This is a genomic window from Undibacterium sp. RuTC16W, from assembly GCF_049339445.1.
Lineage (GTDB): Bacteria > Pseudomonadota > Gammaproteobacteria > Burkholderiales > Burkholderiaceae_D > Undibacterium.
The window spans coordinates 1-302 of the sequence record NZ_JBMPPE010000108.1 but is presented as its reverse complement, the minus strand read 5'-3'; the positions used below and the strand labels follow the sequence as shown (position 1 = coordinate 302).

The 302-nt window shown below is 57.9% G+C and carries 1 protein-coding gene; it reads left to right on the top strand.

Going from position 1 to position 302, the window contains the following annotated elements:
* On the top strand, nt 1-302 hold a 302-nt coding region (locus ACO0K4_RS19710), incomplete at both ends, for a thiamine pyrophosphate-dependent enzyme (protein WP_422958353.1).

Sequence of the window (302 nt, the reverse complement as noted above, 5' to 3'; positions counted from 1 at the left end):
AGAAGCACGTCTTCACCAACCTGGGTGACGGTACTTACTTCCACTCGGGGATATTGGCGATCCGCGCTGCGGTTGCGGCCAAGGTCAATATCACCTACAAGATTCTGTTCAACGATGCCGTCGCCATGACCGGCGGCCAGCAGTTCGATGGCCCGCTTGATCCAGGTATGATCTCGCGCCAGATTGCGGCGGAAGGCGTGACGCCGATTATCGTCGTCACCGACGAGCCGGAAAAATACCCATCCGATTACAAATGGGCGGAGGGCGTCACCGTACGCCATCGCAGCGAATTGATGGACGTG